The sequence below is a fragment of the Kitasatospora sp. NPDC054795 genome, assembly GCF_053611565.1.
Genome location: NZ_JBSHAP010000138.1, coordinates 1 through 24,377, shown reverse-complemented (window position 1 = coordinate 24,377; position 24,377 = coordinate 1). Strand labels below are relative to the sequence as shown.

Here is a 24,377-nt window from a genome sequence, read left to right as displayed (position 1 = left end):
ACCGAGGACAGCGTGGACGCGACCGAGCTGCTCACCCACGCCGACCTCGCGCTCTACTCCGCCAAGGCGGCCGGCCGCCGTCAGTGGCGCCACTACCGGCCGGCCCTGCAGACCGGGATGGTGGAGCGGCACGAGCTGAACGAGCACCTCAACTCGGCGATCGCGGAATCGGCCTTCCAGCTGTACTACCAGCCGATCGTGGACCTGCGTTCGGGGGACCTGGTCGCCTTCGAGGCGCTGGTCCGCTGGCCGCACGACCGCCGCGGCATGGTGCTGCCCGACGAGTTCATCGCCCTGGCCGAGGAGAGCGGCCAGATCGTCCCGCTCGGCGCCTGGGTGCTGGAGCGCGCCGCCCAGGAGGTCGCGGCCTGGCACGCCGCGAGTTCGGCGGTCCGCTCCGCCGCCGGCCGGCCGCCGCTGCGGGTCAACGTCAACGTCTCGGCCCGGCAGTTCCGCGACGCCGGGTTCGTGGAGGTGGTCCGCCGGGCCCTGGCCACCACCGGCATCGACCCGCACACCCTGGTCCTGGAGCTGACCGAGTCCGTGCTGATGCGCCGCGACGACCGCATCCACGCCGACATGGCCACCCTGTCCGACCTCGGCGTCGGCATCGCCATCGACGACTTCGGCACCGGCTACTCCTCGCTGTCCTACCTGCGCGAGTTCCCGATCTCCCTGCTCAAGATCGACAAGTCCTTCATCGACGGCCTCGGCCAATCGCCCCAGCAGTACGCCCTGGTCGAGGGCATCACCCGGATCGCCGACACCCTCGGCGTCCAGGTGATCGCCGAGGGCATCGAGCACGCCGACCAGCGCGACCTGCTCGCCGCCATGGGCTGCCCGCTCGGCCAGGGGTACCTCTTCGCCCACCCCATGGACTCCCCGCAGGCCCGCGCCCTGGTCCGGCGGACCTCCTACGAACCCGTCTGAGCGGCGGCCCGCCCCGCTACTCCTTGCGCAGCGCGTGCGACAGCACCGTGAGCAGCGCCAGCGTGGGCCTCGCGTGCCCCGCCTCGACGGCCCGTACGTCGGCCTCCGGGAGGCCCGCCCGGGCGGCGAGGTCGCCGAGGGTGAGGCCGAGGTCGCCGCGGCGGGCACGGACGGCGCGGGCCAGGGCCTCGGCCGGGTCGCCGTCCGGATGGGCGGGGAAGTCCTCGATCAGGGGGCGCGCCAGATCCACCGAATTCTCCTCATCGGCCAGCGGGGCGCACAGTCTGGCACGCGATCAGCGGACAACGACCCCAAGCGGAGGTCAAGGTTCCTTGACCTCCGCTTGGGGTCCCCGCGCCGCCACTTGCCTCCCCGCGGCCCCTCACAGCCCGGCGACGGGCGGCGGGGGCGGCTGCGGGGGATCAGCCCAGCGGCAGCTCCAGCCGGGACTCGTCGCCGCTCGGCGAGCCGACGGTGACGGTGCCGCGCTCCGCGGCGTAGGAGTACAGCTGGTCACGGCTGTTGACGACCAGCGCCAGCCGGTGGCCGGTCGGCACGTCGTACGCGGCGGGTTGGAGCGTCCAGTCGACGGGGGTGTCCTCGCCGGGGGTCAGACCGAGCACGGTGTACGGCTCGTGGGTGACGATCCGCGCCGTACCGTCCGGGGCGACGTCGAACAGGTACGCCACCAGGGTGGCGGCGTCCCCGGTGCTGCGCACGGTCAGCCGGACCCGCGCGGCACCCCGGATCCGGCGGGCCGTCTCCCCCTGCCCGGTCAGCGGGTCGGTCGACCAGACCAGCAGGTTCTCCCGCTCGAACTCGGACAGCACGTACGTGCGGGGGTTGCCCGTCCACTCCTTCTGGCCGGTGTCCATCACGGCGTCCACCGCCGTCGCCCTCGTCTCCACGCCCGCGGTGAAGCTCCGCGACCAGCCGTCGTTCTGCTTGTCGGCCAGCGCGCCGTCACCGTCGCCGTTGACGCCGGTGAGGTACCACGTCTCCTCGCCGGTGGTGACGTCCGCCCACGAGTCGCGCGACTCGCGGCGGGCGGCCTCGGTGATCCGGTTGCCGCCGCCCAGCGCGGGCTTGGTCCGGTAGGTGAACATCACCTGGCTGGTCACCCGCTTGCGGTTCGGCGCCTCGTTGTCGGCGCCCAGCAGGTGGTGGTCCAGGAATTCGTAGGCCTCCCGGAGGGGCTCCGCCAGGCCGGGGAACGGCGGGTGGGTCAGCAGGCCGGACATGCCGGCGCCCTCGGGCGCGCCGTGGTCGCCGATCCACAGGTTCAGCTGCTTGGGCACCGTCAGCCGGTTGTAGACGTCGATCACCGAGGAGGCCGGGAAGAGCGTCTCGTGCCAGGTGTTGGAGACGAAGGTCGGGATGCCCCGCCGGTTGGTCTCCCGGAGGTACGTCTCCGGGGAGCGCTCGTTGCCCCAGGCGATCACGTCGCCGAGGTCGCGGTTCTGGTCGAACTTGTCGAGGATGTCCAGGGTCTGCGCGTCGAACTTGTCCTGCTTCTCCCCGCCGGTGAAGCCGACCAGCAGTTCCACGGCCTTGAGGTGCCGGGTGTCGTTGGCGTAGAGACTGGTGGCCAGGTTGCCCCAGGTGCTCAGCGCGACCACGGCGGCCACCCGCTCGTCGGGGTCGTGCGCGGCGACCAGCTGGCTGATCCCGGAGCCGTAGGACACGCCGAGGAAGCCGACCTTGCGCGGTTCGCACCAGCCCTCCGCGTGGGTGATCACCTTCGCCCCGTCGGCCCAGTCGTCGGGGCCGGCGACGTCAACGCGGCCGCCGGAGGTGGAGATCCAGCCCGGATAGCCGAGGCCCCGCGGGGTGTAGGCCAGGACGTGGTAGCCGCGCAGCGCCAGCTTGAAGTAGCCGTAGACGAAGGGCAGCCAGCCGAGCGGGTTCCAGCCGGCCGGCACGATCACGACCGGGCGCGGCTCGTCGCCCTTCAGCCTGATGCGGAACGCCGACAGGCGGATGTCGTCCTCCACCTCGATCCCGGTGACGTCGACGTCGGCGATCTGCCGCACCCTGGCCACCAACTCGGCCAGTTCCGGCGGGAGCTGGACCGCCTCGTCGCCCCGGGCGGCCGCCTGCAGGGCGTTGCCGAGGTCGACGACGGCCTGGTTGACGGTGCCACCGGGGCCCCGCAGGCCGTTTTCGGCGACGTCGGTGAGCGTGGCCTCGGTGATCGCCGGGATCGGCTCTCCACTGACACTGGTCATGCGAACCACCCTTCCGTGACGGATACTGTTCGCATCCTTGATCGCGGCGGGCGAAACGAAACTGACGCATCATCAGATTCACTGGAATGGATGGAGTATCGATCAACTTCTATTGGTGACAATAGAGTTGTAGTATCCGCGCCCTGCCTCACCGCGGGCGGATGACGGCCCCGACCGCCACCCGCCCGCCCGGTCAGGGCCGCGAGTCGAGCACCAGTTGCCGGAGTTCGGCGGTGCACATCATGTAGCCGTCCGGGGTCGGCACGTGGGCGAGGTAGTGGGCGAGGTCCGTGCCCAGCGCGAACACCTTGACCGGGGTCCCCGCGGCGCGGGCCGACTCCACCACCCTGCGCAGCCCGTCCAGGACGGCCGGGTGCCGGGTCTGGTAGGACTCCGCCACCAGGTGGTTGCCGCGGTCCGCGGCCAGGTAGAACTGCACCAGGTCCTTCACCCCGACGAACAGTTCGCTGGCACCGGCGGCGCAGATCTCCGCCGTGGCGTGCACCGCCGCCGGCGTCTCGATGAACGCGGACAGGGGCACCCCGGCCGGCAGTTCCAGGTGCTTCCTGAGCTGGGCGAACTCCTCCGCGTCGTTGAGGAACGGGACGGAGAGGTGCACCCGGCCCGCGGCGTCGCCCAGCCGCTCGCGCAGCGAGCCGAGCATGGCGTGCAGCGCCTCCCGGTAGGCGGTCGACCCCAGCAGCCAGCGCGCGCCGTGCAGGCCCAGCTCGGGGTTGGGCTCGACCGCGACCGGGGCCAGCTCGGTGACGCTGGCGGCGTGGTCGGAGCGGAGGTCGAGCATCCTCAGGATCAGCCGCTGGCCGGGCAGCAGCGCCTCGGTGAAGGCGCACAGCCGGTCGGCGAGCGCCCGCCCGTAGACCGCCGCTTCGGCCGGGCCGCCCTCCAGGGAGTCGAGCGGACTCAGGCCCGCCGCCAGGCAGAGGAATTCCTCGCGGATGAAGAAGCAGTCGACCCGCTTCGCGTCCGGCCCGCAGGAGTTGATCGCGCTGATGTCCTGGAGGTCCGCGATGACCGCGCACGCCGCGCCGAGGTCGGCCGGCGAGGGGGCCCCGGCGCCGGCGTCCGGGTCGGTCCCGGCGCCCGCGCCGGACTCGACGACGATCGACTCGCCGTCGAGGTCCAGCACCGCCTCGCCGACCAGGTCGTCGAGGTCCGCCTCGTCGACGCGGAGCACGGGAATTCCCCTGCCCCGGCAGAGCGACTGCATGTGGCCGGTCAGCCCGCCCGAACCGCAGACCACCGCGCGCGCCGCCACGATCGCCTCGTACAGGCCGGCGTCGAGGGAAGGGGCGACGAGGATGGATCCCTCGAGCGGATGTCTCGTGCGATTGCAGGTGCCCCGCACTTCGCTCTGTGCACCACCGGTCAGCAGGGATCCCTGAATCCGTCGCCCGTCCACCTATTCCTCCTGTTCTTCGGCGGTCGCCATTCCCAGCTGTCGGCGCAGTTGTCGTGGTGTCACGGAGACATCGGTGAGTCGTTCGACCGCGGCCCGGTTGACGACCACCCTCATCAGGCGGTCGTACCGGGCGGCATCCACCGCAGCGGCCGGACGTTCACCCATGGACCGGATACAGGCGTCCAACCGGGAATCGAGCAGGTTCCGTTCAAGTCGACCGCGCGAGGCCAATCTCCTGGCCTCCAGTACCACAGCGTCCTCGAATTCCCCCCGGGCCGCTTCCTCCAGATTGCCGACACCCCCGCGGCGCCCGGCCACGTTTCCAGCCACGCTTTCGGCCGTGCTTTCGGCCGTACTTTCGGCCGCGCTTCGAGCCGGACTCCCCACCGGAGTCCACTCCGGAGTCCGAGCCGAACTCCACTCCGCAATGCGAGCCGAAACGTCCTCTTCCACTTCCAGTTGCTCGATCACGTGCGCGGCGACCGCGATCGAATGGTTCTTGATGGCGGCGAGATTGAAGGTGAACGCACCGGTTCGGCCGTTCCGCACGATCTCGTCGCCCTCGCGCAGCGCGCCGACCGCGGACACCGGGCCCGCCACCCCGCCGGGGCTCAGCAGCACCCCCCGTCCGTCGACCTCCAGGCCGCGCCCGGTGCGTGCGTGGGGCTCCGCGATCCCCCGCCGCAGGAGGTTCCGCCAGAGCGGGCGGTCGACCCTGCTGTAGTCCGACTCCCGGCCGAAGTTGGACACCACCAGGTCGGCCTCGATGGTGTGCTCCTCCTGAGGGGAGGCGACCGACACGGCCAGCCGGCCCGACCCCGCCGGCCTGACCGCCTCCACCTTGCCGACGACCAGCCGCACCGCCCCGTCCGCCGCGTGCAGGGCGCTCTCGATGACCGCCATCGTGTACTCGAGCACCCCGACCCGCAGCGCGGCCAGCGCGGTGCCGAACTCGTCCAGCAGGCCCCGCAGTTCCGCGGTGGGGATGCGCTCGATGGCCTCGGGGAGGTGCGGCTCCCACGCCTTGACCACCCGCTCGGCGACCACCACCGGGGAGACGTCGGGATGCTCCCGGACGACCGTCGAGCACGCCGTGTCCCACTCGGCCCGGATCCGGACGAGGAACTCCTCGCGGTTCCGGTACGGCTCCAGCAGCGTCTTCGGACAGGGGAGGCGCAGCACCCCGTGCTCGTGGCCGCCGGGGTACGTCCGGAACATCGTCCCGGTCCTGGAGATCAGATGGATTCTGCCGGTGTGGCCCTGGCGCAGCAGCAGGCCCGCCGAGTCGTAGGCGCTCAGCACGGAGCCGACGATGGCGACCGTCGACTCGGACGGGAGCGAGACGAGCTTGCGGATTCCGGCCGCGGAGTAGGGGTCGCGCACGAAGGAGGCGTGGGCGCGGACCTCGGAGGCGAAGACCGGCTCCCGGAGTTCGAGGCCGGTCGCGAGGACGACCTGGTCGGCGCGGAGCACGGTCACCGCCGGGCTCCGGTCGGCTTCGCCCCCGCGGCCCGACCGCTGCTCGATCGTCACATCGGCGCCGGTGGCCCGGACTTCCAGGTCCACCGCCTCGCCCTCCGCCTCGACGAGCACGACACCGGGAAGGGCTTCGCGCCTCGCCTCGGCCAGCCGGTCGCTCAGGTAGTCCTGGAAGATCCGCCGGGGCGCCGGCCCCTGCTCGACGAACCGGAGCCCGGCCCAGGGCTCCGGCCAGCCACTGCGGTCGGCCTCGTGGTTGGCCCAGTGGACGAAGTCGAGGACGTCCTCGCGGAACACCGACATCCGGCCCGCCTGGATGTTGAACACGTAGTCCCAGGGGTTGCCGTCCCGGTGGTAGGCGACGCCCGCCGAGCGGTAGTCGGAGCGTCGTTCCAGCAGGACGATCTCCAGCGGTCTGCGCGCGAAGCAGAGCAGCCGGATGGCCGTGGCGGTGCCGGCCAGGCCCGCCCCGACTATGAGGACTCTTGGACGCGTACCCGTTCGACTCATGGTCAAGCCTCCGCATCGAAGGATGGGAACCCGGCTCTCCTGTCCCGAACGCCGGGCACGTGGTCTGCTGAGGAACTGCGACTCGGACGGAGCGACGCGCTGTCCGAAGTGCCCCAGGATCCTAGAACAGGTGATCCGCCGACCATGACGACTTGTCACGAAATCCGATGGGCATGCTCCGAAACCAGGTCGCCGCCGACCGGTCCGGCAGGCCGGACTGCCGGAGTGGACTATCGCCGACCCTGCCCCTGCTGCGGTCATCTCGTCTTCGACGTCCGGGAAGGGTGGCCCGGTTCGTTCGTCGTCTGCCCGCTCTGCTCCTGGGAGGACGACCCGGCGCAGCTCAGGTGGCCGCTGAGGCCGGGCGGCGCCAACTCGGTCCCGCTGCTGCAGGCCCAGCGCAACGTCCGGGAGTTCGGGGCCTGCGACCAGCGCGGCCGACGGCTCGTCCGGCCGGCGACGGACGACGAGCCGCTCGACCCCGCCTGGCGCCCGATCGACCCGGCCGCGGACCTCTTCGAGGACTGGCAGGACGAGGAGCAGCGTCCCTGGCCCGAGGACCGGTCGGTCCTGTGCTGGTGGCTCCCGACCTTCTGGGACACCACCGAGGACCTGACGCCGGACCCGCCCCACCGCATCACCGTCGACGTCGGCTCCGTGCGCGGCGAGAACGACCTCCACACCGCCCTGAAGCGCGAACTGCGCTTCCCCGCGTTCTACGGCATGAACTGGGCCGCGTTCTGGGACTCGATCACCGGCCTGGTCGCGATGCCCGCCGAACTGCGCTTCGTCGGCTGGGCGGAACTGGAGCGCGAACTCCCATGGGCGGCGCAGGCGCTCCGCGGCGAGTTGGCCCGGTACGCCGCGCTCGGCCGGGACTTCACCGCCGTCTACGGCTGACGGCGGCGCGGCCGTGGCCCGGCGCCGACGCCGTTCGGCGCTGTTCGGCGCCGTTCGGCACCGAGGGCGGTGAGGCCGGCGAGGGCGACGGCGGCCGCGAGGACGGCGGCGGACTTCTGGGGGATTCGCACTGCTGCTCCTGGTTCGGGGTGTTCGGGGGTTCGGGGGCCGGCCGGGTCGGATCCGGTCCGCCATGAAGTTAGGGGCAGGGCGGGCCGGTTGGGCCGACGGCACGCGGGTCGCCCCGACTGGTTCCGGCGTTTCACTGGACGGCGCAAGCTTCTCGGCTCCGGGCCTGTCCGCCGTCGCTCCCGCCCGGCACAATCACCGGTATGACGATCACCACCGGTGCGCCGCCCACGCGCAACACGCCGGTCGCCCTCGCCCGCGGCTTCCTGACCGGAGGCGTGATCGGAGGATCGCTCGCCGCGATGGTCGTCGGCGTCGTCGTCGACAGGGCGGCGCTGTTCATCGCCGGCCTGGGCGTTCCCATCGCCTACGGCCTGCTGCTCCTCCTCGCCGGCATGCCGCGACGGGCCCGGGAGGCGGCCGTCGTCCCGCGGACGGCGCTCGCGATGATCGAGAGCCTGGATGTCCCGAAGGGCGAGGTGACCGACCTGGCGGTACGGTTCGACCTCACCGTCGTGCCGGACGAAGGCCCCGCGTTCCGAGTGGAGTTCACCCAGGACATCCACGTCGCCGACCTCCCCGACTACCGGCCGCGCGGCGTCCTGGTGGTCCGCTACCCGCCGGACCGGCCGGCAGCCGTGCGCATCGTGAAGCGGCCGACCCCGGTCTGGGAGGAGCGGGCGGCCGGGGCGCGGCTCGACTCCGCGCCCGCCTCGACCAAGGTGAGCGAGCCGTCCGACAGCTGCGCCGTCCCCTTTCTCGGGTTCCTCGGTCTGCTGCTCGCCGCGGCGGCCGTCGTTTTCCTGTTCCGGGTGGACCTGTTCGAGGACGAGCCCGCCGGCCCGCCGTCCTCCTCCGGGAACCCCTCGGCCTCCGCCTCCTCCTCGTGGTCGACCAAGGTGGTGACGGCCGGGTCCGGCACCGTCGTGCTCGGCTCCGGGCAGTCCTTCCTCGACGAAGGCGAGTTGGGGCGGGCCGTCAACTCCTTGACGCGGAACGGCGAAGCGGGCCCGGTGACGACCCTGCAGGTGACGGACAGCCTGCTGACGGTGACGTTCTCCTCGACCGACTCGAAGGCCCGGGAGTTCGATCCGGCGTCACTGCCATACGAACGGTTCCCGGCCCTGGTCGACGAGGCCAGGACCACCCTCGGCGTCCACGCCCCGCAGGCCTGGAGCATCACTGTCCTCCGCACCAACGGCTCCGTCACCATCACGGTCACCGTGGCCGGGCCCGGGGGCGCCGCCGTGCTGGAGGCGGACGGACAGGGCCGGGTGCTGCGGCGCACCTCGGCACACTGAACCACGGACAGGACGGACGGGAGCGGGGCGCACATGAACTGGCACGGAATCCTGGCCCTGTGGTGCGGGGTGTTCGGCGCCGTGGCGCTGGTCGGGTACGGCCGGTCGCTGGCCGGCCTCACCAGGGCGCAGCGGGCCGTACGGGTGAAGGGGCGGATCGAACGGGTGCGGGAGCCGCGCAACGGGAGCTCCCCGAACGACGGGATAGCGGTGGTCGTCCGCTTCCAGGACCCTTCCACCGGCGAGGAGTTCGTCGTCACCAACGACAGCGGGACCGGCGACCGGATCAGCACGGCCTGGGTGGGCCGGGAGGTCGGGATCCGCTACCCGCGCGGGAGACCGCACGCCTTCCGGTTCACCAGCGACCTCCAGGCGGGGCGGCGGGGGCTCGCCTGCCCCACACCGCGGTGTTCCTGATCTACGTCGGGCTGGTGGTCGTCCTCTCGATCGACCGGGGCTGGCCGTGGGCCCTGGTCACGACCTGCGGTCCGGTCACCGTCCTCGGCGCGTTCTACCTGCCCGGGGAGAAGCGGGGGACGAAGAAGCGTCTCACCGAGCTGGCCGCCATGCTGCCCGTCCCGGGGCGGGTCGTCGCCGTCCTCAGGAACGTCGAGACCGACGAGGACGGCGACACCCGGAGCAGCCGGACACCGGTCGTCGCCTTCACCACCGAGGAAGGGACGGCCGTCACCGCCTACTACCCCTCGGGCCTGCCGGACTCCGCCGTCCCGGTCGGCGGGGACCTCACGATCCACTACTCCCCCGCCGACCCGGCCGACTTCACGCCGGACCTCGCAGCCACCCGCCGGTCCGTGGCGGGAAACGTCGGCTGCGCGGTAGCGGTCCTGGTCGTCGCCGCGGCGACGACCGTCACGGGCGTGGTCCTGCTCCGCCTGTAGGGCCCGACGGCCCGCCAACGGCCCGCCGCCGGAAAGGCGGTGGGCCGTCGAGGAGGGCTCCCCGTCCGCGCCGCCGTCCGTCCTGCCGCCCCTCCCGCCGTGCGCACCGCCCCGGCTCCGTCCGCACCGCCCCGGCTCCGTGCGCGCGTGGCCCGCCCCGGCGCCCTCAGGGGTGCGCGGCCGCCCGGTCGGAGTCGCTGCGCAGCACGCAGAACTCGTTGCCCTCGGGATCGGCGAGGACCGCCCAACCCGAACCGTCGGGGTTCCGGTGGTCGCCGACGAGGCCGGCGCCGAGGGCGAGCAGTCGCTCCACCTCCTGGTCGCGCGAGGTCTCGGGCCGCAGGCACAGGTGGACCCGGTTCTTGACCGTCTTCGCCTCGGGCACCTGGTTGAAGTACAGGACCGGACCCTCCGCCAGCAGCACCTGGGTCTCGTGGTCCCCCGGCCGGCAGTCGGGGTCCAGCGGCCTGCCCGTCACACCGCTCCAGAAGCGCGCCAGCCCATAGGCGTCCGCGCAGTCGATCGCCACGTTCTGCAGTACCGAAACCATGCGCGCGAGTCTCCCCGTTCCCCGCCCCGAACTCCACCGGGTTGTCCCGGTCTCCCGCACGTGTGTCACGGTCTCCCGCACGTGCCGCCCGGGCGGCGTCACGGCCCGCGTGCAAGCCGTCACGGACGTGCCTCCGGTGGAGGTAGTAGCCCAGAGCGTCCGGGAGGTTGCACCATGACTTCCGAGAAGAAGCCAGTCCAGCTCACAGCACGTACGGTCAGCGGCCACGTGGTCGCCCACGCTCCGATCAGCGGCGACTTCGAGGCCACGCTGACCGACACGGACGGCAAGCCGATCGCGGGGCGGCAGATCACCTTCTACAGCACGGCGAGCGGCCGGCGGGTCGGCTCCGCGACCACCGACCGGAGCGGGATCGCCGAGCCGAACTCCGGCTCCAAGATCCTCGACCCGGTCATCGTCGCCAGCACCCTCGCCACCGGCTGCGCAGCCCGGTTCGAGGGCGACGACGAGTACCAGGCGGCCTCCGCCCACGCCGGCACCGCGGTCGGCGTCTGACACACCTCGACCGGCCGTGCGCGCACCGGCCGCGGTGCACGGCGCCGTGCACCGCGCCCGGGCCTGGCCGGCCGGGCCAGCCGGGCCAGGCCGGAGACCGTCAGCCCCGAAGGAGCAGGTCCGCGAACTCCCGCACGCGGTCGGTGGTGATCCCTTCGCGCTGCTCGACCGCGAGGGGATGGTCGGTCGGTTCCAGTTCGATCAGCGGACGCCGGCCGACCGCGCGGGTGCGGACGTGGGTCTTCAGCAGGAGGGTCGAGTCCGGGTAGACGGGCAGCTCGGTGGAGAGCCAGCCGAAGTACGGGGGCTCCTGCTCCCGCGCCGGGTCCTCCCACAGCTCGTGCGTCCGGGCGAAGTTCTGCTCGCTCAGGGAGACCCACACGCCCCACGAGAACGTGTCACCGCTGTCACGCACCGGTATCTCGACCAGGCCGTGGACGTAGAAGTGCCGGCCCTTGACCACGCACTGGTCGGCGGTCAGCTCGCTGTCCCGGCGCCGGGAGTACCGCGGCTTCCAGCCCACCGGCGCCGGAGCCCCGTAGGACAGCGGCGGGCCGTCGTGGCGTTCCGCGCAGCACGCGCACGCGTGCTGGTCGTCGGCAGTCACGGTGCGAGCCTAACGGGCTGGTCAGAGGCGGTTCGAGGGTGGTCCGGCAAGCTGTCCGAACTGCGGCCCGGTGGGCCGTTCGGTCAGCGGTCCGGTCAGCCGACCGCCGGGCTGCGGCGCTCCAGAAGGACCACGTCGCGCCAACGCGGCCCAGCCGAGCACCCTGGCGAACCCGTCGGACCCGCCGGACCCGTCGAGGGCGACGAGGCGGTGCTCGGCCATGCGCGCCGCGTCGAACGCCTCCCAACCCGGCACACCGGTCTCGAAGGTGGCGTCGCCGCCGTCGATGCCCGACCGGTAGATCTCCAGGACCTGCGCGGCGTGCGCCGGGGTCATCGCGGCGACGTTCACCACCCCGCTCATGCGGCGGCCTCGATGCCGAGTTCCGCCATCAGGGCGCGGACACGCTGCTCGATCGCGTCGCGGATCGGGCGGACGGCGTCGACGCCCTGGCCCGCCGGGTCCGCCAACTGCCAGTCCAGGTAGCGCTTTCCGGGGAAGTACGGGCAGGCGTCGCCGCAGCCCATGGTGATCACCACGTCCGAGGCCCGGACCGCCTCGACGGCGAGCACCTTGGGCGTCTCGGCGGAGAGGTCGATCCCCACCTCGGCCATCGCCCGGACCACGGCCGGGTTGACGCCGTCGGCGGGCGCCGACCCGGCCGACCGGACCTCGACCCGGTCCCCGCCGAGCCGGGTGAGAAGGGCGGCGGCCATCTGTGAGCGGCCGGCGTTGTGCACGCAGACGAACAGCACGGACGGCTTGGACTCAGACACGGGCGGAACCTTCGGGTTCGGGGGCGGTGGCGGGGGCGGTGGCGGGCCGGGGGAAGTACCGGCGGGCGGCGAGGGCCACGTGGACGAGGCCGATCAGGACGGGCACCTCGATCAGCGGGCCGACCACTCCGGCGAGGGCCTGGCCGCTCGCGGCGCCGAAGGTGGCGATGGCGACGGCGATGGCCAGTTCGAAGTTGTTGCCCGCAGCGGTGAACGCCAGGGTGGTGGCCCGCGGGTGGTCGAGGCCCACCGCGCGGCCCAGCGCCAGGGAACCGGCCCACATGACGGCGAAGTAGACCAGCAGCGGCAGCGCGATCCGGGCGACGTCCAGGGGCTGCGCGGTGATGGCGCGGCCCTGGAGCGCGAACAGGACGACGATCGTGAACAGCAGCCCGTACAGCGCGAACGGGCCGATGCGCGGCAGCAGCGCCGTCTCGTACCAGGCGCGGCCGCGGGCCTTCTCGCCCAGGCGGCGGGTGAGGTAGCCGGCAGCGAGCGGGATGCCGAGGAAGATCAGCACGCTGCGGGCGATCTCCCAGACCGGGACGTCGAGCGCGGTCCGTTCCAGGCCGAGCCACCCGGGCAGCACGGACAGGTAGAACCAGCCCAGCGCGCCGAAGGCGACCACCTGGAAGAGCGAGTTCAGGGCGACGAGGACGGCGGCGGCCTCCCGGTCGCCGCCGGCCAGGTCGTTCCAGATGATCACCATGGCGATGCAGCGGGCGAGGCCGACGACGATCAGCCCGGTGCGGTACTCCGGCAGGTCGGGCAGCAGGAGCCAGGCGAGGGCGAACATCACGGCGGGCCCGACGAGCCAGTTCAGCAGTAGGGAGGGGACCAGCAGGCGGCGGTCGCGGGTGACGCTGTCGAGGCGGTCGTAGCGGACCTTGGCGAGCACCGGGTACATCATCACCAGCAGGCCGAGCGCGATCGGCAGGGAGACGCCGGTGACGGTCACCTTCGCGAGCGCGTCGCCCAGGCCGGGGACGAGCCGGCCGAGGCCGATACCGAGGACCATCGCGGCGAGGATCCACAGCGCGAGGTACCGGTCGGTGAACGACAGCCGGCCGGCCACCGGGGCGGGCGCCGCCGCTTCGGCGCTCACTCGGCGGCGCCGAGGGACGCCCGGCGGGTGAGGATGCCCGCGAGGCGGTCGGTCGTATCGGGGACCAGCCGGTAGTACACCCAGGTGCCGCGGCGCTCGGAGTCGATCAGCCCGGCCTGCCGCAGCAGCTTCAGGTGGTGGGAGATCGTCGGCTGGGACAGGTCGAAGGCCGGCGTCAGGTCGCAGACGCACACCTCGCCACCGGCGCCGGAGGCGATCATCGACAGCAGCCGCAGCCGCACCGGATCGCCCAAGGCCTTGAAGAGCGGCGCCAGTTCGGCGGCCTGGTCCGCGTCCAGCGGGGCGCTCAGCAGCCGGGGGCAGCAGCCGTCCGCGGCGTCGTCCCGATCGAGCAGCGGGAGTTCCTGTTTCGACATACTTCTATGTTGACGAATATCGATCCAGAGTGCAAGGCTGAATCGACAGACATCGATACAGGGTCGTTCAGTCCTTTGCTCCCTTCCAGCCCTTCCAGCCCTTCCAGTCCGTTGGAGGCCACCGTGTCCCGTGTCCAGCTCGCCCTGCGCGTCGCCGACCTCGAAGGCTCCATCGCCTTCTACTCCAAGCTCTTCGGCACCGAGCCCACCAAGCGCCGCCCCGGCTACGCCAACTTCGCCGTCACCGAGCCCCCGCTGAAGCTCGTCCTCATCGAGGGCGATCCCGGCGAGGACACCCGCCTCGACCACCTCGGCGTCGAGGTCGCCTCCACCGAGCAGGTCACCGCCGCCACCACCCGCCTGCGCGAGGCCGGCCTCGCCACCTTCGAGGAGAACGACACCTCCTGCTGCTACGCCGTCCAGGACAAGGTCTGGGTGACCGCCCCCGGCAAGGAGCCCTGGGAGGTCTACGTCGTCAAGGCCGACGCCGACAGCCTCGGCAAGAGCGCCGCCGGCGCGCCGGAGGCCTGCTGCACGGGCACCGGCGAGGCGTCCCGCTGAACCGCCCGGAGCGGGAAGTCGGCCCGGCCGACTTCCCACTCCGCCTCCCGGGCCTTTTCCTTCGACCCGAGGGTTCCGCGCGTCGGACTTCCTCCAGTACGTCCGCGACGCCCCGCGACATGGCTTCCGCCGACGACGGCGGTCACCTTCACATCGACTACTTCCCCGGGCACTTCTCCCCTGCCGAAGGGTCTCTGCCGCCGGCGGTCAACAGCACGCACGGAAGCATGCCCCGGTGATCCGCACCGCGTCCGTCCAGCAGGGCCCGTGCCGCCGCCGGACAGAGGAGTCGAGGGTGTTCAGGTCGGTCGTCACATGCTGATCCTGGACACCTCGACCCTTGGGGATCGGAACTTCGGATCCACCCGCCTAGGGTGAGCCGCATGGGAAAGACACAGGTGGGCGGACCGGTCGGCCGGTGGGCCCGGCTCCTGGACCGGGCGCGGGGCAGCCGACGGGCCGTCCCGTTCTCGCACGAGGCGGAGTTGCGGCAGGCCGCCGCGCGGATGCGCGGAGGACTGCTCCGCTACCCCGTGGAGGGGCCGTGGCAGGAGCAGGCCTACTGGGACCCGCTGCCGGCCGCGCGGGAGATGACCGGTTCCATGGGCGACGGCCGCTGGGAGCAGCGCAGCCGACTGAACGTGCCGGGCCCGTTCTACGCCGGCGAGACCGACAGCGGGCTGAACGGCCCGTACTACCTCCCCGAGCATGTGCTCTCGGGCGACGAGTACTGCGAGTTCGTCCACCGCCAGCCCGCCAATCCCCGCGAGGTGGCCGCGCTGGTGGAGATCGCCCACGGCGAGCCGCTGGGCGGCTACGCCTGGGACGGTGACCTGCACTGGACCCCGCAGGCGGTGCGCGACTGGTGGTCGCGCCGGGACGAGGTGCAGGCCTGGATCACGGGCGAGCTGGAGCTGGGCGACGACGGCCGGAACGAGCCGGAGGCCCTGCGGCAGTACGCCGCCTACCTGGACGACGGGCTGGAGGCCTACCTGCGCGGCTACCTGTTCTGGCTCACCGAGGGCCGCGAGCCGCAGGCCGGGGAGGCGCTCCCGGACCTCTGAGGGCCCGCACCCAGGGCTACCGCGATTTCCCGTTCGGTGTGGGCCGGGGCGGCAGCACCGTCGCCGTCGTCGAGCGGGAGGGCATCCGGACCCGGCCCGACGTCCCCGCTTTCGAGGAAACCGTCCGGGTCGCCGTGCACACCTTGCGCCGGTCCGCGAGACCACGGCGGGGTGGTCACTGACGGATCGTCACATTCCTTTAGGGTGGCGGCCATGAGCGACCCGCACCCGACCTCGGCCTTCAACGCCGCCAACACCGACCCGGCCGTCACCGACCGGGTCATCGCCGTGCTGGACGCCCTGCGGCCAACCCCGGCGTGCGGCGGCTGCGCGCGTGGGCACATGCACAGCTCGCCGTACGCCCCGGGGAGCGCGCGCTGGACGTCGGCGCCGGCACCGGGTCGGAGACCCAGGTGCTCGCCGCGGCGGTCGCCCCGGGGGCAAGGGCCACGGACTGCACGACCGGCAGCGCGATCGGCGTCGAACCCCACCCCGGGCTGCGGGCCCTCGCCGAACAGCGCGCCGCCGAGGCCGACAGCCCGGCCCGCTTCCTGGACGGCGACGCGCTCGCACTGCCGTTGCCCGACGGCGAGCTGGACGTGGTCCGGTGCGAGCGCGTCCTCCAGCACCTCGACGATCCGGCGAAGGCCGTCGCCGAGATGGCCCGGGTGCTGCGTCCGGGCGGCCGGGTCGCGCTGCTGGACACCGACTGGGCCACCTTCGTGCTCCACCCGGCCGCCCCGGAGATCCGCCCCGCGCTGGCCGCCGTCGCCGAGGGCACCGCCGCCACCCCGGACGCCGGACGCCGCCTCGCGGGCCTGCTGGTCGAGGCCGGACTGGCCGTCGACCACCTCGGCGCCGACGTCCTGCTGCACGACTCCCGCACGGTCACCCGGCCGATCGTCCACGGGATCGGCGCGGCGGCCGTCGACCGGGGTCTGATCACCGAGGACCAGCGCGACCGGCTCTACGCCGACCTCGACGCGGCCGCCGAGCACGGGGCGTTCCACCTGTCGGTGGCGATGTTCGCCGCGGTCGGCCACCGGCCCCGCTGACCGGCCGCGCCCAGTCCAGCGGCCCGCCCCGGCCGGCGCACCGTACAAGCGGTAGACCTCGGCCGGCCGCCGCCCCACCGTGAGGTCCGCCGGGTACGAGGCCGCCGGCCACCCCGCGCCGCTCGACCGGACGGCGGCCCTCGCCCGGCACGGCCCCGAACGGTCGGCGCAGACCGGGACGGCCCGCGCCGGGCCGGCGCTCCTGGGCTTCGCGGTCCTCGGCCTCGTCACCTTCGTCCGCTGGTGGCTCTGACTCCGGCACTCCGGAACTGCGACACTCCGATACCCCGGCCGTCCGGCACCGCAGCGCCCCGGCACCCCCGGCCCTTCGCTCAGAGCCGGTGCAGCGCCGCCTCGCAGAGCCGGCACCGCTGCTGCTCCAGCTCGGGCGGGTACCACGGCTCACCCGGCCGGGCGGGACGGTAGTGGGCGTGCTCCATCGGGGCGGTGTCCAGCCCGCAGAGGGTGCGCGCCTGCGGGTCCTCCGGGACGTCCGGATCCTGGCCGGCGGCGTGCACCGCGACCACGCCCGGGCCGACGCCCTCGGGGCCGAGGGCCTGGTCCGGGGCCATTTCGAAGAGGACGACGATCGCAGCCACGGTCCCACCGTGGCGGGCGGCGGCCGTCCGCGCATTTCGATCTTCACCCCGCCGAGGGCCCCGGTGGCGCGGGCCCCCGGGCCGGGGCCGGTCCGCTAGCCGCCGTAACAGGCGCCGCCCGGCTCCGTGTCCGGGGAGCCCATCCCGAAGACGTACAGCAGGAACAGCATCACGGCCGCCACCACCAGCACCACCCACTTCACCTCCGGCTCAGTGCCCTCGGGCAGCACCGCCACCAGGACGGCCTGCAGGAGGACCAGCAGCACGGTCATTCCGATCCAGCCGACCGGCAGACCCAGTGCCATCGACGCCCGGGCCGGCATGTCCATCCCCCGCGGGCAGTCCGCCCACCTGCGTGCGACCAGCAACGCCCCCAGGACGGTGCCCGCCGCCGCGAGCAGCGGTCCGGCGGCGTACCACCCGCAGCCGTGCGACCTCCTGCGCTCCACCGGTGCCGTCATCCCCGCCGGTCCCCCTCGCCCACGCTCACGTTCCCGGGCGCACACGTCTCCGGAGCCGCGCGCGGTTCCCGGGCACGAACACGCGTGGCCCGAAAGCACGTGGGCCCGACGACACACAGCCTCGAATTTCGGCGTCACAGACCTGTCAAAGCTGTGCCCTCGTACTCCAGGATGACAACGCCCCTCGCACGACCGACCGCACTGCGCCACACCGCATCGCACTGCACCACATCGCAGCGCATCGCACGGCACCCCACCGCAGCGACCGGACCCAAGGAGCCGCACCATGGGCATCGAACGTCGTGAACTACTCAAATGGGGCGCGGGATTGGCCGCCGCCACCGCCACAGGCATCGCCCTGCCGGGCACCGCGTGGGCGACCACCGGCGCCACCACCCCGCGCGGCCTGCCGACGGACAGCTGGATGAGCCGCCTGAACGGCGACCTCTCCCTGCTCGACCTCACCGTCCCCGGCACCCACGACTCCTGCTGCGAGAACCCCGCCTACGGCACCGAGTGGTCGCACACCCAGAACTGGGGAATCCCCCAGCAGTTGACCGAGGGAGTCCGCTTCCTCGACATCCGCTGCAACGGCCTCCAGGGCGCACCCGACGAGCTCGGGATCTACCACTCCGACGCCTACCAGCACATCCGGCTCCAGGACGTGCTCGACCGCTGCCGGATCTTTCTCCAGTCGCACCCCGGCGAGACCGTCCTGATGCGCCTGCGCAACGAGCGCGCCGGCGGACAGTCGCTCGACGACACCGAGTTCATGCGGCGGGTCAACCACTACTTCGACGACCTGGGTTACCGCGACCTGTTCCACTTCTACGGGTGGCCGACGCTCGCCACCGCCCGCGGGAAGGTCGTCCTGATCGCCGACTTCGCCAACCCGTGGGGCCTGATCGACTGGTCCAGCGGCGAGAACGGCTGGTTCGACACCCAGGACCTCTGGCAGACCGGCGGCCTCGACCCGCTCGGGACGAAGGGCCAGCGCATCGTCGCCCAGTTCGACAAGGCCTTCCTGAACCCGGGCCACTCGAAGATGTTCGTCAACTTCCTCTCCTACGCCGGGGGTTACTGGCCGAAGACCAGCTCGCAGGCCCTGATGGACCGCACCGTATACCCGTACCTGAACGCCCGCACCCAGCAGCGCGCCCGGTTCGGCATCGTGCCGATGGACTTCCCGGACTTCCACGTCAACGTCCTGCAGATGCTGATCGACAAGAACTTCGTCTGAACAGCCGACAGTTGGGGCCCGGATCCGCCTCTACGGCAGCCCGTTCTGCTTCGGCGGCGTGGTCCGCACCGTTCCGGCCGGCGGTGTCGCCGGCCTCTCCGACAAGGTGACCGGTTGGAAGAACGGCTGACACGCCCCGGTCAGTGATCGGTGCCCGCGGCCGGGCCGCTCGGGTCCGGCCGCAGGCACCGTCGCGGGCGCGGGCACCGTCGCGGGCGCGGCGGCGCAACAGCACCAGGTCGGCGGTACCCGATGGGTGGCCCTGGGGCCGGTCCGCATCAGCCCGGGGATGTAAACCCGTGGGCCAATACGACATGACGAAGGATCAATCGACGGACTGATGTCGCCCACCCGGCCCGCGTGACAGCGTTCCGCGCATGGACACCACGCCGCTGGACACCACGCCGACCGCACGCCGCACCGGACCGACCCGCCGCCGCATGCTGGGCACCGCGCTCGCCCTCGGCGCCGTCGCGCCGCTGGGCCTCGCCCGCACCGCCTCGGCCGCTCCCGCTGCCGCCCCGGCTGCCGCTCCCGTCCCCTCCTCCGGCTCCGCATCCCCCTCCCGCCTCACCCTGACCGCGCCCACCGGCCCCTTCCCGGTCGGCATGGTGCCGCTGCACCTGCGCGACGAGTCCCGGCCGGACCCGAACGCCCGGCCCGGCAAGTTCCGCGAGCTGATGGCCACCGTCTGGTACCCCGCCCGGACCGCGGACGCCGACACGTACCCGCTCGCCCCCTGGATGACCGACGGCGCCCTGAAGGCCTTCCTCGACGACGCCGGCTACCCGCTGCCCCTCTCGCTCGCCCCGCTCACCGCCGGTCACCAGGGCGCACCCGTCCACCGGGCCGGCCGGCCGCTGCCCGTCGTCCTCTACTCCCACGGCGCGGGCAGCCACCGCGCCGACCACACCATCGTGGTCCAGGAGTTGGCCAGCCACGGCTTCGCCGTCGTCACCGTCGACCACACCCACGACGGGTTCACCGAGTTCCCCGACGGCACCGTCGTCACCCGCGACGGCGCCGCCCCCGGCCTGTATCCGAGGGACTACGCCGCCGACCTGCTCTTCCTGCTCGACCGCGTCGTCGACCTCGCCAACGGCCGCAACCCCGACGTCGACGGCCGCCCTCTGCCGAACGGCCTGCTCGGCGGCCTCGACGCCCGGAACATCGGCGCCTTCGGCTGGTCCAAGGGCGGTACCGGCACCGCCCTCGCCATGGTCGCCGACCGGCGCATCCGCGCCGGCCTCTCCATGGACGGGCCGATGGCGTCCAACCCGGCCATCACCACCGACATCGACCGGCCGTTCATGATGATGACCGCCGACTTCGCCCGGGCCACCAACCCCTACGCCGAGACCTTCTGGGGCCACCTGCGCGGCTGGCGCCTCGACGTCCAGGCCACCGGCGCCGTGCACAGCTCGTACGGCGACAACATGACGCTGATCCCGCAGGCGGGCCGGCTGCTCGGCATGACCGAGCAGCAGATCCAGTCCCAGGTCGGCACCCTCGACCCCGACCGCGGCGTCCTCATCCAGCAGGCCTACCCGCGCGCCTTCTTCGACCTCCACCTGCGGGGCCGCCACTGCGGCAAGCTGCTCGACGGCCCGTCCAAGGCCTTCCCCGAGGTCGTCTACCACCCGTAGGACCTCGCGCACGGGCGGCCGCCACGGGGGTGCGGCCGCCCGTTCCCACCACCGGCACCACCGCCCGACCCTGAGCCGCCGCTCAGTCCTCGGTTCTCACCTTCGGGTTCACCGTGCAGAAGTAGACCCGGCTGGTCTGCTTGTCGAAGTAGAAGCTCCCCGAGTACTGGGTCCGGGTGATCGACTCGTCGAAGGCCCTGCTGTGGAGCCACGCGGTCGTATCACCCACCTCGGTGGCGATCTCCTTCGGGACCCCGCACTCGATGGCGGTCCTCTCCCACGTTCCGCTCGACATGATCGCCGCCAGCGTCGCCGGCTCGACCTGCGCCACCCCGTCCAGGCTCACGTCGGTCGGTCCGGGAACCTCCGGCCTGGCGTTCTGCGTCAACACTACGCGACCTGCCGCCTCGATCGCTTCTCCACACCAGGACGGTCCATGAAGCCGATCATTCCACCACTGTGCCGACCGCGTGCCCCTTCTGCCGGAGGAACGGCTGGCTCCTGAGACGAACTCAGCAGACCGGCACTGCCCGGGACAACTACCGGAGCAGCGGGCCCTGGCAGATGTCCACGGCGGCCGGCGTCAGCAGATCATCCACGTCCGCTCACACGACTACGCTCTCGCGAAGACGCGATCCTCATCCCCTCGCGGCTGGGCTCCCAGCGCGATCACCTGCCCCTTGCGCTCTTCCTGCAGGTAGATCTGGCAGTCCTGCCCCGGGTTGTAGTTCCGCAGGGTCACGAAGACCCCCGACCCGGCGTCGTCGACACTCCCGATCCTCCACGTGCCCCGGTACTCGCCGAGCGGTTCGGTGCTCGCCACGGGCGCCTTCAAGCAGAAGTACCCGTCGAGCCGCACGTCCCCGAGCGTCCCGTCCTCCCGCAGCTCGATCACCTCGTCCCGCGCGACCCAGCGGCCCATGTAGTCCTTCGCCTCCGGCCCTCCTGGCCTGAGCTTCGGATAGGCGGTCACTCCGACGATCAGCACGAGCCCCACCACCAGGACCACCCCCTCCCGCGACCTCGGCAGCCACCATCGGCCGGCCATCTCCCCGCCCCTCCCTCGAACGACGTCCCCCACACCCACGAACACCGGGAGCGCGTCATCCATTCGCTGGATGGGGCGCTCCCGGAAGCCGGGTTCAACCCGATGCCGAGGCCACCGGACTACTGCCGGACGAAAGGCTCATCGGCGATCGAGACTCCGGTCAGCTGCAGCCGCTCCTGCCTCTTGTACGTGAAGTACTGGAAGTACCTCTTCCACGTCGAATGGCCGGTGACGGCCTTCAGCGTGACCCACGCTCCGGTACCGGCGTCCTCGGACTTGCCGTGCTTCCAGGCACCTGTGAACCGCACCGGCGTGGCCGACTCCTCCCCACGGCATGCAGCAGGCAGCAGACTCACCTCGCCGAGTTCGCCGCCCTCCAGTAACTGGACCGACCCGATGCCCGACTTCCAGGACCCGACCACCGGCGGCTTCTCCTCGGGCCCGGCCGAACACCCGACCGCCAACGGCAACACCCCCGCCAGGGAGATCGCCAGGCTGCGCACCCCGCCCCGGGCCGGCCTCCGGCCGAGCTCCAACGCCCTCATGATCCGCTCCCTCCGTTCCTCCAGGACCGACGTCCCACAAGGGGACCGGTCCGCCTCTCAGCACTGGGTGGAGCCGGCCCTCTCCATGTCGACCGTCACACGATCCTCGGGCCGACGCACCGTCGACGGCGACCGCAGACGCTATGCGCACGGTAAATCCGGTTGCCAACATGGCGTCATCTTCGGCCAGCGACTCAAGAGCCTTCATCCGAATCGGAGTTACCGATCAGGACCTGGTCATCAGGAGGCCCGGTTCCTCCAGCAGCCAGAGATCTTTCCCGTTCTCCAGAGCCGTCAAATAGAAACCGCAGGCTCCCCCGTCGTCCTTCCGATTCGCTATCACATGAAACCCGGGACCCGCATCGTCGACGAAGGATTCCTGCCAATTCCCCTCGATCTCCACCAGCCGCGCCTTGTCCGCCGCAGAGCCACTGCACACAGACGCCGGCACCTGCGAGGACCCCAGCCTTCCTTCCGGAAGCGGCTCGACGACAGTCGTCCCGCCCGTCCGCCGCCCGACCGGGTCGGGCACGTCAGGCCAATCCGGCCGGATCACAGACCAGACACGGCCCAACCTGTACCGGATACAACCAGGACCCCGCAGAGCAGACTCCACAGGCCACGCCAAGGGAGCACGGTTCCTGGTGAACCCTGCTCCACGGAACGAGACGGTGCTCCGCCTCCCACTCGGGGAGACGGAGCACCGCGAAGGGGTCGACCTCTCAGCACTGTACGGTGGCCTTCCCCATGTCGAGAATCACGCGATCCTCGGCCGGCACACCGTCGCGCTGGACTGCCACCCGGTACTCGCCTCGGAAGCCCTGCGGTATCGATACCGTATAGACGATGCGGAGCACGCCATCTACCGGGATCGAGTACACCTTTCGTGCCGGAAAGTACCGTCCTTGGCACGAGATCTGATCGATCGTCTCACCATCGGCCATCAGCATGACCGACCACTGACCATTGTGCAGGCTGCCACCGAGGAAGATTCCGACTCCGGGGTTCGGCCTCGCGGCTATGTCCGCGAGCGGAAGGCATCCACGCGAGACGACCTTCGGTGACGCCGAGCAGATGGCACCGGACTTCTCGGCCTGCCAGATCAACTCCGGTCCGTAGCCGCTGTCGTATTCCGCGACCACGAATTCGCCGGCTGACGGGGCGTTCCCGCTCGCCTCGGCCAACTGCTGGATCTGCCGCCTGGCATCCTCCGACACCATCGGTCCTGGAGATTTCCCACCGGCCGAGCCCGCTGACCTGACCCCGACCGTGCCGGATGCAACCAGCGTGTCCGGCGCGGCGCCGTGTCCACCGGGTGATCCGGTGCAAGCACAGGCACCGAACAGCAAGCCTGCGAGAACGGTACGGAGTTTCACCGAAAGCACCTCACATCCCTCACTATCCTTCTCCGATCAGCTGTTGAGATTCCCGCATCAGAGCGACCTCGATACGGACCGCTAGGGCTCGTTGACGTCCTGCACCGCGTCGCGGTTGTCGTAAATGACCATCACCCAGGTGTGAATGTAAGTGTTCACCCAGTCCTTTGACGTCACGCTTCCGTCCTCGTGGTAGTAGGTGGTCCGGTAGACCCGCCGGGTGACCAGGGGCGACCACCCGTACGCGGACTTGGCCGGGGCGTTCAGGGTCTTCGTGATGGTCTTCACCCCGGTCTTACTTCCACCCTCGGTCTTGTCCTCCGAGTCCTCCTCGCTCCAGTCCCAGCTCTCCTCGCCGCTCAGGCTCCCGAGCTCAAGTGGTCCAACCTTGATCTTCGCCTCTCCACCGACCTTCATGTCATGGCCGGAAGCCCTCTTCTTGCTGATCTGCTTGCTCCACTGCGTCATATCCGTCGTGGTGGTCGTCAAGTTGACCGGACCGGGAGTCTCAGCCCAATCGAAATCCTTCCCGATCGTCTTGTCCGGGGCCATGGGGTCCTGAGCCAAGAGCTCCGAGGAATGACCGATCACACCCTTCCCCCCGTCAGGCACTGCCTGCTCCCTCCTCGGACTGGGAAGGGTGTTCGTCAGCTTCTGCCTAACGTACTCGGCGTAGCCCGCCTTGCGGGGGTCTGTCCAGTGAACGGCTCTGTCCCGTAATCGGCTCTGTCCCGTAATCGGTGGTAACTGTCTGTGATTCAGGCGAGGAGGATGCGGTGTCGGAGCAGGGCGAAGCCGGCCCGGCCGTGCATCTGACGCATGATCCTCTTGGTGTGGGTGTTCACGCCTTCGGTGCGGCCGTTGTGGTGGGGCAGGGTGAGGCCGGCATCGACTGCGGCGCGGTCGAGTTCGAGGCCGTTGCTGAAGGAGTGCAGGTGGGGCAGGCCGGCATCGCGGGCCGAGGCGATCCACTCGGTGAGCAGGGCGTCGTTGTCGGGAGCCGGGGTGAGGAGTTCGGCGAACGAGTGGACGAGCCCTGCAAGCTCGGTCATCTC

31 protein-coding genes are annotated in these 24,377 nt (G+C 71.6%); 12 read left to right on the top strand and 19 right to left on the bottom strand.

The features are described 5' to 3' along the window. Positions 1-930 (top strand): putative bifunctional diguanylate cyclase/phosphodiesterase (locus tag ACWGJO_RS34735; RefSeq protein WP_452189741.1); only part of this gene is annotated, 930 nt, incomplete at its 5' end. Positions 931-946: 16 nt separating this feature from the next. Here the strand turns inward: ACWGJO_RS34735 and ACWGJO_RS34730 are convergent. The 4 genes from ACWGJO_RS34730 to ACWGJO_RS34715 all read right to left on the bottom strand — a co-directional run bounded on the left by ACWGJO_RS34730 (position 947) and on the right by ACWGJO_RS34715 (position 6,567). Then, entirely contained in the window at positions 947-1,180 is a 234-nt protein-coding gene (locus tag ACWGJO_RS34730) for a helix-turn-helix domain-containing protein (protein WP_359913507.1), read from the bottom strand. Between the two features lie 172 nt (positions 1,181-1,352). Beyond that, positions 1,353-3,158, bottom strand: a complete 1,806-nt coding sequence (locus ACWGJO_RS34725) for a CocE/NonD family hydrolase C-terminal non-catalytic domain-containing protein (RefSeq protein ID WP_452189740.1) — start codon at positions 3,156-3,158, stop codon at positions 1,353-1,355. A 193-nt stretch (positions 3,159-3,351) separates the two neighbouring features. Continuing rightward, complete coding sequence (locus tag ACWGJO_RS34720; protein WP_452189739.1) at positions 3,352-4,578, bottom strand: putative PEP-binding protein; 1,227 nt, start codon at positions 4,576-4,578, stop codon at positions 3,352-3,354. Further along, positions 4,579-6,567: an FAD/NAD(P)-binding protein gene (locus tag ACWGJO_RS34715; protein WP_452189738.1), complete on the bottom strand. Its 1,989-nt coding sequence runs from the start codon at positions 6,565-6,567 to the stop codon at positions 4,579-4,581. A 225-nt stretch (positions 6,568-6,792) separates the two neighbouring features. Between ACWGJO_RS34715 and ACWGJO_RS34710 the strand changes: the two genes are divergently transcribed. Continuing rightward, on the top strand, positions 6,793-7,467 hold the full coding sequence (locus tag ACWGJO_RS34710; protein ID WP_452189737.1) for a CPCC family cysteine-rich protein: 675 nt from the start codon (positions 6,793-6,795) through the stop codon (positions 7,465-7,467). Here the strand turns inward: ACWGJO_RS34710 and ACWGJO_RS34705 are convergent. After that, a complete protein-coding gene (locus ACWGJO_RS34705) occupies positions 7,458-7,598 on the bottom strand; it encodes a hypothetical protein (RefSeq protein ID WP_452189736.1) in 141 nt (46 codons plus the stop codon). The two genes, ACWGJO_RS34710 and ACWGJO_RS34705, sit on opposite strands and share 10 nt — an antisense overlap. Before the next feature lie 201 nt (positions 7,599-7,799). On the opposite strand from ACWGJO_RS34705, the gene ACWGJO_RS34700 reads away from it, so the two are divergent. From ACWGJO_RS34700 to ACWGJO_RS34690, 3 genes are read left to right on the top strand one after another with little or no spacing between them, the layout of a single operon-like run. After that, positions 7,800-8,897 carry a hypothetical protein gene (locus tag ACWGJO_RS34700; RefSeq protein WP_452189735.1) on the top strand — a complete coding sequence of 366 codons (1,098 nt, stop codon included), beginning with the start codon at positions 7,800-7,802 and terminating at the stop codon, positions 8,895-8,897. 33 nt (positions 8,898-8,930) lie between these two features. Further along, entirely contained in the window at positions 8,931-9,314 is a 384-nt protein-coding gene (locus ACWGJO_RS34695) for a hypothetical protein (protein WP_452189734.1), read from the top strand. Next, positions 9,305-9,796 carry a DUF3592 domain-containing protein gene (locus ACWGJO_RS34690; RefSeq protein WP_452189733.1) on the top strand — a complete coding sequence of 164 codons (492 nt, stop codon included), beginning with the start codon at positions 9,305-9,307 and terminating at the stop codon, positions 9,794-9,796. The genes ACWGJO_RS34695 and ACWGJO_RS34690 overlap by 10 nt, the downstream gene beginning before the upstream one ends. A gap of 166 nt (positions 9,797-9,962) precedes the next feature. On the opposite strand, the gene ACWGJO_RS34685 is transcribed toward ACWGJO_RS34690, so the two are convergent. After that, positions 9,963-10,346 (bottom strand): VOC family protein, encoded by a 384-nt coding sequence (locus tag ACWGJO_RS34685; protein WP_452189732.1) that lies wholly within the window; start codon positions 10,344-10,346, stop codon positions 9,963-9,965. Between the two features lie 174 nt (positions 10,347-10,520). Here ACWGJO_RS34685 and ACWGJO_RS34680 point away from each other — a divergent pair, with 174 nt between their 5' ends. Then, entirely contained in the window at positions 10,521-10,862 is a 342-nt protein-coding gene (locus tag ACWGJO_RS34680; protein WP_452189731.1) for a hypothetical protein, read from the top strand. A gap of 100 nt (positions 10,863-10,962) precedes the next feature. Here the strand turns inward: ACWGJO_RS34680 and ACWGJO_RS34675 are convergent, their stop codons facing one another. From ACWGJO_RS34675 to ACWGJO_RS34655, 5 genes are read right to left on the bottom strand one after another with little or no spacing between them, the layout of a single operon-like run. Further along, positions 10,963-11,469: a DUF2199 domain-containing protein gene (locus ACWGJO_RS34675; protein ID WP_452189730.1), complete on the bottom strand. Its 507-nt coding sequence runs from the start codon at positions 11,467-11,469 to the stop codon at positions 10,963-10,965. A gap of 21 nt (positions 11,470-11,490) precedes the next feature. Then, positions 11,491-11,832, bottom strand: coding sequence for an N-acetyltransferase family protein (locus tag ACWGJO_RS34670; RefSeq protein ID WP_452189729.1), 342 nt, complete (start codon positions 11,830-11,832; stop codon positions 11,491-11,493). Next, entirely contained in the window at positions 11,829-12,245 is a 417-nt protein-coding gene (locus ACWGJO_RS34665; protein WP_452189728.1) for an arsenate reductase ArsC, read from the bottom strand. The genes ACWGJO_RS34670 and ACWGJO_RS34665 overlap by 4 nt, the downstream gene beginning before the upstream one ends. Beyond that, on the bottom strand, positions 12,238-13,350 hold the full coding sequence (gene arsB / locus ACWGJO_RS34660) for an ACR3 family arsenite efflux transporter (RefSeq protein ID WP_452189727.1): 1,113 nt from the start codon (positions 13,348-13,350) through the stop codon (positions 12,238-12,240). Before arsB ends, ACWGJO_RS34665 begins: the two co-directional genes overlap by 8 nt. Continuing rightward, the gene (locus ACWGJO_RS34655) at positions 13,347-13,727 is read right to left on the bottom strand and encodes an ArsR/SmtB family transcription factor (protein ID WP_452189726.1); all 381 of its coding nucleotides are present in this window, start codon (positions 13,725-13,727) and stop codon (positions 13,347-13,349) included. The genes arsB and ACWGJO_RS34655 overlap by 4 nt, the downstream gene beginning before the upstream one ends. A 123-nt stretch (positions 13,728-13,850) precedes the next feature. Between ACWGJO_RS34655 and ACWGJO_RS34650 the strand changes: the two genes are divergently transcribed. From ACWGJO_RS34650 to ACWGJO_RS34635, 4 genes are all read left to right on the top strand, one after another. Then, the gene (locus tag ACWGJO_RS34650) at positions 13,851-14,288 is read left to right on the top strand and encodes an ArsI/CadI family heavy metal resistance metalloenzyme (protein ID WP_452189725.1); all 438 of its coding nucleotides are present in this window, start codon (positions 13,851-13,853) and stop codon (positions 14,286-14,288) included. A gap of 383 nt (positions 14,289-14,671) precedes the next feature. Then, positions 14,672-15,352: a ferredoxin gene (locus ACWGJO_RS34645; protein ID WP_452189724.1), complete on the top strand. Its 681-nt coding sequence runs from the start codon at positions 14,672-14,674 to the stop codon at positions 15,350-15,352. 317 nt (positions 15,353-15,669) lie between these two features. After that, positions 15,670-16,407, top strand: a complete 738-nt coding sequence (locus tag ACWGJO_RS34640; RefSeq protein WP_452189723.1) for a methyltransferase domain-containing protein — start codon at positions 15,670-15,672, stop codon at positions 16,405-16,407. Positions 16,408-16,486: 79 nt separating this feature from the next. Continuing rightward, a complete protein-coding gene (locus tag ACWGJO_RS34635; protein ID WP_452189722.1) occupies positions 16,487-16,660 on the top strand; it encodes a hypothetical protein in 174 nt (57 codons plus the stop codon). 79 nt (positions 16,661-16,739) lie between these two features. Here ACWGJO_RS34635 and ACWGJO_RS34630 read toward each other — a convergent pair whose 3' ends face one another. Next, positions 16,740-17,006 carry a hypothetical protein gene (locus ACWGJO_RS34630; protein ID WP_452189721.1) on the bottom strand — a complete coding sequence of 89 codons (267 nt, stop codon included), beginning with the start codon at positions 17,004-17,006 and terminating at the stop codon, positions 16,740-16,742. Positions 17,007-17,101: 95 nt separating this feature from the next. Beyond that, positions 17,102-17,467 carry a hypothetical protein gene (locus ACWGJO_RS34625; protein WP_452189720.1) on the bottom strand — a complete coding sequence of 122 codons (366 nt, stop codon included), beginning with the start codon at positions 17,465-17,467 and terminating at the stop codon, positions 17,102-17,104. 286 nt (positions 17,468-17,753) lie between these two features. Between ACWGJO_RS34625 and ACWGJO_RS34620 the strand changes: the two genes are divergently transcribed. Together ACWGJO_RS34620 and ACWGJO_RS34615 are read left to right on the top strand one after the other, a co-directional pair. Further along, a complete protein-coding gene (locus ACWGJO_RS34620; RefSeq protein WP_452189719.1) occupies positions 17,754-18,707 on the top strand; it encodes a phosphatidylinositol-specific phospholipase C in 954 nt (317 codons plus the stop codon). A gap of 377 nt (positions 18,708-19,084) precedes the next feature. After that, a complete protein-coding gene (locus ACWGJO_RS34615; protein WP_452189718.1) occupies positions 19,085-20,353 on the top strand; it encodes an alpha/beta hydrolase family protein in 1,269 nt (422 codons plus the stop codon). An 82-nt stretch (positions 20,354-20,435) separates the two neighbouring features. On the opposite strand, the gene ACWGJO_RS34610 is transcribed toward ACWGJO_RS34615, so the two are convergent. The 6 genes from ACWGJO_RS34610 to ACWGJO_RS34585 form a co-directional block, all read right to left on the bottom strand. Continuing rightward, positions 20,436-20,741 (bottom strand): hypothetical protein, encoded by a 306-nt coding sequence (locus ACWGJO_RS34610; protein ID WP_452189717.1) that lies wholly within the window; start codon positions 20,739-20,741, stop codon positions 20,436-20,438. 225 nt (positions 20,742-20,966) lie between these two features. After that, the gene (locus ACWGJO_RS34605; protein WP_452189716.1) at positions 20,967-21,464 is read right to left on the bottom strand and encodes a hypothetical protein; all 498 of its coding nucleotides are present in this window, start codon (positions 21,462-21,464) and stop codon (positions 20,967-20,969) included. Between the two features lie 56 nt (positions 21,465-21,520). Beyond that, positions 21,521-21,946: a hypothetical protein gene (locus ACWGJO_RS34600; protein WP_452189715.1), complete on the bottom strand. Its 426-nt coding sequence runs from the start codon at positions 21,944-21,946 to the stop codon at positions 21,521-21,523. Positions 21,947-22,668: 722 nt separating this feature from the next. Beyond that, on the bottom strand, positions 22,669-23,322 hold the full coding sequence (locus ACWGJO_RS34595) for a hypothetical protein (RefSeq protein ID WP_452189714.1): 654 nt from the start codon (positions 23,320-23,322) through the stop codon (positions 22,669-22,671). An 81-nt stretch (positions 23,323-23,403) separates the two neighbouring features. Beyond that, the gene (locus tag ACWGJO_RS34590; RefSeq protein ID WP_452189713.1) at positions 23,404-23,874 is read right to left on the bottom strand and encodes a hypothetical protein; all 471 of its coding nucleotides are present in this window, start codon (positions 23,872-23,874) and stop codon (positions 23,404-23,406) included. Positions 23,875-24,080: 206 nt separating this feature from the next. Continuing rightward, the coding region (locus ACWGJO_RS34585) for a transposase (protein WP_452189712.1) at positions 24,081-24,377 on the bottom strand (297 nt) is incomplete at its 5' end.

What these genes read in the sequence shown, in the direction of transcription:
- ACWGJO_RS34700 (WP_452189735.1), top strand. Translation starts at nt 7,800, where the DNA reads ATGACGATCACCACCGGTGCGCCGCCCACGCGCAACACGCCGGTCGCC.
- ACWGJO_RS34685 (WP_452189732.1), bottom strand. Translation starts at nt 10,346, where the DNA reads ATGGTTTCGGTACTGCAGAACGTGGCGATCGACTGCGCGGACGCCTAT.
- ACWGJO_RS34680 (WP_452189731.1), top strand. Translation starts at nt 10,521, where the DNA reads ATGACTTCCGAGAAGAAGCCAGTCCAGCTCACAGCACGTACGGTCAGC.
- ACWGJO_RS34670 (WP_452189729.1), bottom strand. Translation starts at nt 11,832, where the DNA reads ATGAGCGGGGTGGTGAACGTCGCCGCGATGACCCCGGCGCACGCCGCG.
- ACWGJO_RS34590 (WP_452189713.1), bottom strand. Translation starts at nt 23,874, where the DNA reads ATGGCCCCGGACAAGACGATCGGGAAGGATTTCGATTGGGCTGAGACT.
- ACWGJO_RS34645 (WP_452189724.1), top strand. Translation starts at nt 14,672, where the DNA reads ATGGGAAAGACACAGGTGGGCGGACCGGTCGGCCGGTGGGCCCGGCTC.
- ACWGJO_RS34615 (WP_452189718.1), top strand. Translation starts at nt 19,085, where the DNA reads ATGGACACCACGCCGCTGGACACCACGCCGACCGCACGCCGCACCGGA.
- ACWGJO_RS34600 (WP_452189715.1), bottom strand. Translation starts at nt 21,946, where the DNA reads ATGAGGGCGTTGGAGCTCGGCCGGAGGCCGGCCCGGGGCGGGGTGCGC.
- ACWGJO_RS34655 (WP_452189726.1), bottom strand. Translation starts at nt 13,727, where the DNA reads ATGTCGAAACAGGAACTCCCGCTGCTCGATCGGGACGACGCCGCGGAC.
- ACWGJO_RS34715 (WP_452189738.1), bottom strand. Translation starts at nt 6,567, where the DNA reads ATGAGTCGAACGGGTACGCGTCCAAGAGTCCTCATAGTCGGGGCGGGC.
- ACWGJO_RS34605 (WP_452189716.1), bottom strand. Translation starts at nt 21,464, where the DNA reads ATGGATGACGCGCTCCCGGTGTTCGTGGGTGTGGGGGACGTCGTTCGA.
- ACWGJO_RS34625 (WP_452189720.1), bottom strand. Translation starts at nt 17,467, where the DNA reads ATGACGGCACCGGTGGAGCGCAGGAGGTCGCACGGCTGCGGGTGGTAC.
- ACWGJO_RS34620 (WP_452189719.1), top strand. Translation starts at nt 17,754, where the DNA reads ATGGGCATCGAACGTCGTGAACTACTCAAATGGGGCGCGGGATTGGCC.
- ACWGJO_RS34695 (WP_452189734.1), top strand. Translation starts at nt 8,931, where the DNA reads ATGAACTGGCACGGAATCCTGGCCCTGTGGTGCGGGGTGTTCGGCGCC.
- ACWGJO_RS34725 (WP_452189740.1), bottom strand. Translation starts at nt 3,158, where the DNA reads ATGACCAGTGTCAGTGGAGAGCCGATCCCGGCGATCACCGAGGCCACG.